Origin of the sequence: Sphingomonas sp., from assembly GCF_019746665.1 — a bacterium.
Lineage (GTDB): Bacteria > Pseudomonadota > Alphaproteobacteria > Sphingomonadales > Sphingomonadaceae > Sphingomonas.
In genome coordinates, this window is record NZ_JAIERS010000019.1 from 60,354 (window position 1) to 68,236 (window position 7,883).

7 protein-coding genes and 1 pseudogene are annotated in these 7,883 nt (G+C 68.3%); 4 read left to right on the forward strand and 4 right to left on the reverse strand.

The window, feature by feature from the left end:
* Window positions 1-42: 42 nt before the first annotated feature.
* From metH to K2X73_RS12325, 4 genes are all read right to left on the reverse strand, one after another.
* A complete protein-coding gene (metH, locus tag K2X73_RS12310; protein WP_294111282.1) occupies window positions 43-2,643 on the reverse strand; it encodes a methionine synthase in 2,601 nt (866 codons plus the stop codon).
* Window positions 2,644-2,845: 202 nt separating this feature from the next.
* Window positions 2,846-3,889, reverse strand: a complete 1,044-nt coding sequence (locus tag K2X73_RS12315; protein ID WP_294111285.1) for a homocysteine S-methyltransferase family protein — start codon at window positions 3,887-3,889, stop codon at window positions 2,846-2,848.
* A 22-nt stretch (window positions 3,890-3,911) separates the two neighbouring features.
* Window positions 3,912-4,853: a methylenetetrahydrofolate reductase gene (metF, locus tag K2X73_RS12320; protein ID WP_294111286.1), complete on the reverse strand. Its 942-nt coding sequence runs from the start codon at window positions 4,851-4,853 to the stop codon at window positions 3,912-3,914.
* Window positions 4,850-5,800 (reverse strand): metalloregulator ArsR/SmtB family transcription factor, encoded by a 951-nt coding sequence (locus K2X73_RS12325; protein ID WP_294111288.1) that lies wholly within the window; start codon window positions 5,798-5,800, stop codon window positions 4,850-4,852. Before K2X73_RS12325 ends, metF begins: the two co-directional genes overlap by 4 nt.
* A gap of 132 nt (window positions 5,801-5,932) precedes the next feature.
* Between K2X73_RS12325 and K2X73_RS12330 the strand changes: the two genes are divergently transcribed.
* The 4 genes and pseudogenes from K2X73_RS12330 to K2X73_RS12345 form a co-directional block, all read left to right on the forward strand.
* Window positions 5,933-6,265 (forward strand): hypothetical protein, encoded by a 333-nt coding sequence (locus K2X73_RS12330; RefSeq protein WP_294111290.1) that lies wholly within the window; start codon window positions 5,933-5,935, stop codon window positions 6,263-6,265.
* Window positions 6,262-6,429, forward strand: coding sequence for a hypothetical protein (locus K2X73_RS12335; RefSeq protein WP_294111292.1), 168 nt, complete (start codon window positions 6,262-6,264; stop codon window positions 6,427-6,429). Before K2X73_RS12330 ends, K2X73_RS12335 begins: the two co-directional genes overlap by 4 nt.
* On the forward strand, window positions 6,426-7,367 hold the full coding sequence (locus K2X73_RS12340) for an aldo/keto reductase (RefSeq protein WP_294111294.1): 942 nt from the start codon (window positions 6,426-6,428) through the stop codon (window positions 7,365-7,367). Before K2X73_RS12335 ends, K2X73_RS12340 begins: the two co-directional genes overlap by 4 nt.
* A gap of 136 nt (window positions 7,368-7,503) precedes the next feature.
* Window positions 7,504-7,883: pseudogene (locus tag K2X73_RS12345) on the forward strand (energy transducer TonB); the annotation flags it as partial.

Consider the following 7,883-nt stretch of genomic DNA (forward strand, 5'->3'; position numbering starts at 1 on the left):
GCTAGCGCCCGTGGCCGCGTTCCGGGCTGTGGCGTACCCGGATCAGTCCAGATTGGGCCGCAGCCAGCGCTCGGCGACCTTTAATTCCACCCCGCGTCGAGCCGCATAATCCGCCACCTGATCCGGCCCGATCCGCGCGACGCCGAAATATTGGCTGTCGGGATGCGCGAAATAGAAGCCGCTCACCGCCGCCGTCGGCAGCATCGCGTAATTCTCGGTGAGCGAGATGCCGGTCGCGTGGTGGGCGTCGAGCAGATCGAACAGCACCGGCTTCAGGCTGTGATCGGGGCAGGCGGGATAGCCCGGCGCCGGGCGGATACCGCGATACTGCTCCTTGATCAGCGCTTCGCTCGTCAGCTGCTCGCCCGCCGCATAGCCCCAAAGCGTCGTGCGGACATGCTGGTGCAGCGCCTCCGCGAACGCCTCGGCGAAGCGATCGGCGAGCGCCTTCAGCAGGATGTCCGAATAATCGTCGATCGCCGCCTTGAAGCGCGCCAGATGCGGCTCGATGCCATGGATCGAGACCGCGAAGCCGCCGATCCAGTCGCCGTCATGGTCGATGAAATCGGCGAGGCACATATTGGCGCGCCCCTCGCGCTTGGCGATCTGCTGGCGCAGGAAGGCCAGGCGGACATGCTCCTCCTGTTCGACCAGGTGGACGATCACGTCATCGCCCTCGCGCCGGCACGGCCAGAAGCCGCAGACGCCGCGCGCGACCAGCCATTTCTCGTCGACGATGCGCTTCAGCATCTTCTGCGCGTCGGCGAACAGATGCCGCGCGCTTTCGCCCACCACCGCGTCATCGAGGATCGCGGGATAGGTGCCGGCGAGCTCCCACGAGCGGAAGAAAGGCGTCCAGTCGATATAATCGACCAGCTCGGCCAGGCTCCAGTCGCGGAACACATGGACGCCAGGCTGGAGCGGCGGCGGCGCCTTCAGACTCATATCCGCCTCGAACGCACGGGCACGGGCGTCTTCCAGCGGCAGCAGTTCGTTCTGGCCCTTGCCGGCGCGGGTGTCGCGGATATGGGCATATTCGGCCGCGGTCTTCTCGACAAAGCCGGTCGCCTGCGTCTCCGAGACGAGCGCCGTCGCCACCCCCACCGCGCGGCTCGCGTCGAGCACATGGACGACCGGCCCGGCATAGGCCGGCGCGATCCTGAGCGCGGTGTGGACCTTCGAGGTCGTCGCGCCGCCGATCAGCAGCGGGCGGGTCATCCCGGCGCGCTGCATTTCCTCGGCGACCGTCACCATCTCGTCGAGCGAGGGGGTGATGAGCCCGGACAGGCCGATCATGTCGGCGTCATTCTCGTTCGCCGCCTCCAGGATGCGCGTCCAAGGCACCATCACCCCCAGATCGACCACCTCGAAGCCGTTGCACTGGAGCACGACGCCGACGATGTTCTTGCCGATATCATGCACGTCGCCCTTCACGGTCGCCATGATGATCCGGCCCTTGGCCTTGGTGCCTTCGCTCTTTTCCGCCTCGATGAAGGGCAGCAGGTGCGCGACCGCCTTCTTCATCACCCGCGCCGATTTCACCACCTGCGGCAGGAACATTTTCCCTGAGCCGAACAGGTCGCCGACCACGTTCATCCCGTCCATCAGCGGGCCTTCGATCACCTCGATCGGGCGGGTATGCGCCTGGCGGGCTTCCTCGGTATCCTCGACGACATAGGCGTCGATGCCCTTCACCAGCGCATGTTCGAGCCGCTTGTTGACCGGCCAGCCGCGCCATTCCTCGGCCTGCTTTTCGGCCGCCGCATCGGTGCCGCGATATTTCTCGGCGAGCGCGACCAGCCGTTCCGAGGCGCCGGGATCGCGGTTGAGGATCACATCCTCGCACGCCTGGCGCAGCTCGGGGTCGATCGCGTCATACACGTCGAGCTGGCCGGCGTTGACGATCGCCATGTCGAGCCCGGCGGGGATGGCGTGATAGAGGAACACGCTGTGCATCGCGCGGCGCACCGGCTCGTTGCCGCGGAAGCTGAACGACAGGTTCGAGAGTCCGCCGGAGATATGCGCGTGCGGGCAGCGGATGCGGATTTCGCGGCATGCCTCGATGAAATCGACCGCGTAATTGTCATGCTCCTCGATTCCCGTCGCGACCGCGAAGATGTTGGGATCGAAGATGATGTCCTCGGGCGGAAAGCCGATGCCGGTGAGCAGCTTGTACGCCCGCTCGCAAATCTCGACCTTGCGGTCCTTGGTATCGGCCTGGCCGACCTCGTCGAACGCCATCACCACCACGGCGGCGCCGTACGCCATCACCTTGCGCGCCTGCGCCAGGAACTGATCCTCGCCCTCCTTCATGCTGATCGAATTGACGATCGGCTTGCCCGAGACGCATTTGAGGCCGGCTTCGATCACGCTCCATTTGGAGCTGTCGATCATGAAGGGCACGCGGGCGATGTCAGGCTCGGCGGCGATCAGCTTCAGGAAGGTGGTCATGGCGTGCTCGGCGTCGAGCAGGCCCTCGTCCATGTTGATGTCGATCACCTGCGCGCCATTCTCGACCTGCTGGCGCGCGACTTCGACCGCGGCGGGATAGTCGCCGGCCATGATCAGCTTCTTGAAGCGCGCCGATCCGGTGACGTTGGTGCGTTCGCCGATATTGACGAAATTGGTGGAGCTGGTGGTCATCTTGCTTCTTCTTCTCCCTCTCCCCTTCAAGGGAGAGGGTCGGGGTTTCGTCTCCCTCTCCCGCATCCGGGAGAGGGCCGGAATTGCTTCTCCCTCTCCCGCTTGCGGGAGAGGGCCGGGGTGAGGGGATGATCTGGATGCGGAAGCGCCCGTCCTCCCCCTCTCCCAACCCTCTCCCCTGAAGGGGAGAGGGCTAATCGCTTCAAGCCATCGTCATCGCTTCGAGCCCGGCCAGGCGCGTGCGCACCGGCGGCACCGGCAGCGCGCGCGGGGGCAGGTTTTCCACCGTCCGCGCGATCGCGGCGATGTGATCGGGGGTCGATCCGCAGCAGCCGCCCAGGATGTTCACCTGCCCCGCATCGGCCCATTCGCGCACGAAAGCGGCGGTCTGCGCGGGCAGCTCGTCATATTGGCCGAGCTCGTTGGGGAGCCCGGCGTTGGGATAGACCATGATCAGCGTGTCGGCGAGTTCGGCCAAAGTCTTCACATGCGGGCGCAACTGCTCCGCGCCGAACGAGCAGTTGAGCCCGATCGTCAGCGGGCGGGCGTGGCGTACCGCGTGCCAGAATGCCTCGACGGTGTGACCGGAGAGGTTGCGCCCCGAAAGATCGGTCAGCGTCATCGACAGCATGATCGGCAGATCGCGCCCCAGCGCCTCACCCGCCTCGATCGCCGCCATGATCCCCGCCTTGGCGTTCAGCGTATCGAACACCGTTTCGATCAGCACGAAATCGATCCCGCCTTCGACCAGCGCGTCGATCTGCTCGCGGTACACGTCCTTCAGCGTGTCGAAGTCGATCTCGCGATAACCGGGATCGTTCACGTCGGGCGAGAGCGACAAAGTCTTGTTGGTCGGCCCGATCGCGCCGGCGACGAAGCGCGGGCGGCCATCCTGGGCGGTGAATTCGTCCGCCACCTTGCGCGCCAGCCCCGCCGAGGCGAGGTTGATCTCGCGCACCAGCCCTTCCGCGCCATAATCCGCCTGGCTGATGCGGTTGGCGGAGAAGGTGTTGGTCTCGGCGATGTCGGCGCCCGCCGCGAAATAGGCGCGGTGGATCGCCTCGGGCACCGCCGGCTTGGTGAGCGCGAGGATGTCGTTATTGCCCTTCTGGTCGTGGCCGAGGCCGAGGTCGCCGGCATAATCGGCCTCGACCAGCCCCAGCCGCTGGATTTCGGTGCCGAACGCGCCGTCGGTGATCAGGATGCGCTCGCGCGCCTGGGCGAGGAGGAGGTCGCGGGGGGTCATGGCTATTTGATCCGATCCGGGTTCACGCCGCCGCCTTCGCCGCCGCCGTCCCGGCGCGCAGGCCGAGCAGATGGCAGATCGCGAAGCTCAGCTCGGCGCGGTTGAGCGTGTAGAAATGGAAATGCCGCACCCCGCCCGCGTACAGCCGGCGGCACAGCTCGGCGGCGATCGTCGCCGCGACCAGCTGGCGCGCGGGGGGATGATCGTCGAGCCCCTCGAACAGCCGGTCCATCCAGGCCGGGATTTCGGCGCCGCACATCGCCGCGAACTTGCGCGTTTGCGCGACGTTCGACACCGGCAGGATGCCCGGCACGATCTCCGCCTCGATCCCCGCCGCCGCCGCTGCGTCGCGGAAGCGGAAGAAGCATTCGGGGGTGAAGAAGAACTGGCTGATCGCCCGCGTCGCGCCGGCATCGATCTTGCGCTTCAGATTGTCGATGTCGGCAGCGGCGCTCACTGCCTCAGGATGGCATTCGGGATAGGCGGCGACCGAAATCTCGAACGGATGCAGCTTCTTCAGGCCGGCGACCAGATCGGCGGCGCTCGCATAGCCTTCGGGGTGCGGGGCGAAGCTTGCGCCCGCGACCGGCGGATCGCCCCGCAAAGCGACGATATGGCGCACGCCCGCCGCCCAATAGGCATCGGCGATCTCGGCGATTTCCGCCTTGGTCGCCTCGACGCAGGTGAGGTGCGCGGCGGCCGCCAGCGACGTTTCGCGCTGGATGCGCGCCACCGTCGCATGGGTGCGCTCGCGCGTCGAACCGCCCGCGCCATAGGTGACCGAAACGAAGCGCGGCCCCAGCGGCTCGAGCGTCTTGATCGCCTCCCACAACTGGCCTTCCATCTTCTCGCTTTTGGGCGGGAAGAATTCGAAGCTCACCTGGGCATCGCCCGCCAGATCGGCGAACAGCGGCGCATCGAGCGCGCGGCGCGCCTCTTCGAGATCGTGGAACGACATGGTCATGCGGCAAGCGCCTCTAATTGCGCGCCCGGCTTGCGGCCGAGCCAGAGTTTGACGGTGAGCGCACCGCCTTCGAGCGTGTCATCGCGCTGCAGCACCAGCCCCGCGGCGGCGAACCAGGCAGCGATCTGATCGTCGGAAAAGCCCAGGCGGGTATGCCCCTCCTGCGCGCGCAGCTCTTCGCGGTCATGCGGGGCGAAGTCGGCAATCAGCAGCCGGCCGGCCGGCCCCAGCACCCGCGCGGCTTCCGCGATCGCGGCGCCAGGCTGCTGCGCGAAGTGAAGCACATGGTGGAACACCGCGACATCGGCGGCAGCATCGCCCAGCGGCAGCGCGTAAAGGTCCGCCTGGCGCAGCTCGGCATGATCGAGCCCGCGTTCGGCGAGCTTCGCGCGCGCCAGCCGCAGCATTTCGGAGGAACGATCAATCCCCAGCGCCGCCTTGGCCTGCGGCGCGAACAGCTCGAGCATCCGCCCGGTGCCGGTGCCGATATCCACCAGCCGCGCGATCGGCGCGGCGCCCAGCACCCGCGCCATCGCCGCCTCGACCTCGCTTTCGGCGATGTGGAGCGATCGGATCGCGTCCCATTCGCCGGCATGGGTTTCGAACCAGGCGTTCGCCGCCGCCGCGCGATCGGCGCGCACCGCGGCGAGGCGGGCGACATCGGCCTCCGCCCAATCGTCGCCATCGCGCCAGGCATCGAGCGCGGCGAGCACCGGGGCGACGCGATCGGCATCGCCCTTCGCCACGAACACCCAGCTGCCTTCCTTGCGCCGCTCGACCAGCCCGGCGTCGGCCAATATCTTCACATGGCGGCTGACGCGCGGCTGGCTCTGCCCCAGCACCTGCGCCAGTTCGCCGACCGACAGCTCCATCGTGCGCACCAGCGCCAGGATGCGGAGCCGCGTCGCATCGGCGAGGGCACGGAAGATATCGAGCGCGGTCATCATCGCGCTTCATCATATAAAGATATCTTTATATGCGGTCAATGACGCCGCCCGGGCAATTTCGCCGCCGATGCAACATGCGTTAGGGATGGCGCGTTGGGCGGCGGATCGGTTCGCAACCTAGGAGGGAATGTCATGAAGAAACGCGCCATCATCCTGCTCGCGCTTGCCCCGCTCGCGCTGGCCCCGCTCGCCGCGTGCAGCGAGCGCGCGCAGAACGAAACCGCCGAAGCCGCCGACGCGGTGGCGAGCGACGCCAACGCGACCGCCGCCGAGGCGGTCGATGATGTCCAGCGCGCCGGCGAGCGCGCCTTGGGCGCCGCCGACAACGCGGTTGACGCCGCCGGCGACCGGATCGAAAACGCCGCCAGGGACGCGGCGCGTGAGGGCAAGGAAGGCTTGCGCGACGCCAAACGCGAAACCGGCGAGGGTCTGCGCGACGCCGGCAACGAGGTGGACGGCCAATGAGGTTACTGCTGCTCCCGCTCTTGCTGCTCAGCGCCTGCGGGAGCAGCGCCAATGACCCGAGCGGCGCGCCCCCCAGCGAGGCGCGCCAGCTGAATGATTCGGCGGCGATGCTGGATGCGAACAGCGTCTCGCCCGAGGCACTCAACGAAAGCACGGCCAAATGAAGCGACGCCTGGGATCAAGCCCGCTCGACATCGCGCCGCTGGTGCTGGGCGGCAATGTGTTCGGCTGGACCGCGGACAAGGAAGCGAGCTTCGCCGTGCTCGACGCCTTCGTCGCCGGTGGCGGCACGATGATCGACACGGCGGACGTCTATTCGGCCTGGGCGCCGGGGCATCAGGGGGGCGAATCGGAAAGCCTGATCGGCGAATGGCGCCGCGCCCGCCCCGGCGCCGAGGTGCTGATCGCGACCAAGGTGGGGATGCTGCCCGGCGAAGGCGGGGCCAAGCTCGCCCCCGCGCGCATCGCGGCGGCGTGCGAGGCGTCGCTCAAGCGGCTGGGGGTCGAGACGATCGACCTGTATTTCGCGCACCAGGATGACGAGGATGTGCCGCAGGAGGCGGTTGCCGAGGCATTCGCGCGGCTGGTCGAGGCGGGCAAGGTGCGCGTGCTCGGCGCGTCGAACTTCCATGCCGGGCGGCTGAAATCGGCGGTCGAGGCCGCCCGCCGCGCCGGCCTGCCGCATTATCAGGTGCTGCAGCCCGAATATAATCTCGTCAGCCGCCACAAGTTCGAAGGCGAGCTGCAGGATTATTGCGTCACCCACAATATCGGCGTGGTGCCTTATTACGGGCTCGCCTCGGGCTTCCTCACCGGCAAATATCGCTCGGCGGCGGATCTGGGGAAGAGCATCCGCGGCGGGCGGATGGCGCCGCTGCTCGAGGGCAAGGGCAGGGCCGTGCTCGACGCGATGGACGCGGTGGCGGCGGAGGTCGGCGCGACGCTCGCCCAGGTCGCGCTCGCCTGGTTGATCGCGCAGCCCGGCGTCACCGCCCCGATTGCGAGCGCGACGAGCGCCGCGCAGATCGAGGAATTGCTCGGCGCGATGACGCTGCACCTGAGCCCCGAGCAGCTGGAGCGGCTGACCACCGCCGGGGCCTAGAGCGGTTTTCGCTCCGATAAATCGGATCGCCGCCCTAGGCTTTTGTTTATCCGCGATTTCCGAGCCGGCAGGTGTTTCCACCTGCCTCGAAATCGCGCTAGCACCCAAAACCGCGCGCCGGCGTTATGATGGCGCCATGACCGACCGCCTGCGCGCCGCGTTGCTTGCCCTTGCCGTGCAGGCGGTGCTGCTCGCGGCGATCGTGTTCGGCCTGCGCGTGCCCTTCGCCGCGCCGGTGCGCGAGGCGGCGCTCAAGACCTTTGGACTCGTGCCACCCCCACCTCCGCCGCCGCCGCCACCCCCGCCGCCCCCGCGCGCGGCGGCGCGGGCGCGCGAGGAAGCCGCGCCGCCCAATCTGCGCGCGACCGCGACCCCGGTGGTCGCGCCGCCGCCGATCGTCCCGCCGCCGCTCCCGCCCCCGCCCATCGTCACCGCGCCCGAGCCCGATCGCGGCAGCGACCCCGCGCTCGGCGCCGCCGACCGGCCGGGTCCGGGCACCGGCGCGGGCGGCGCCGG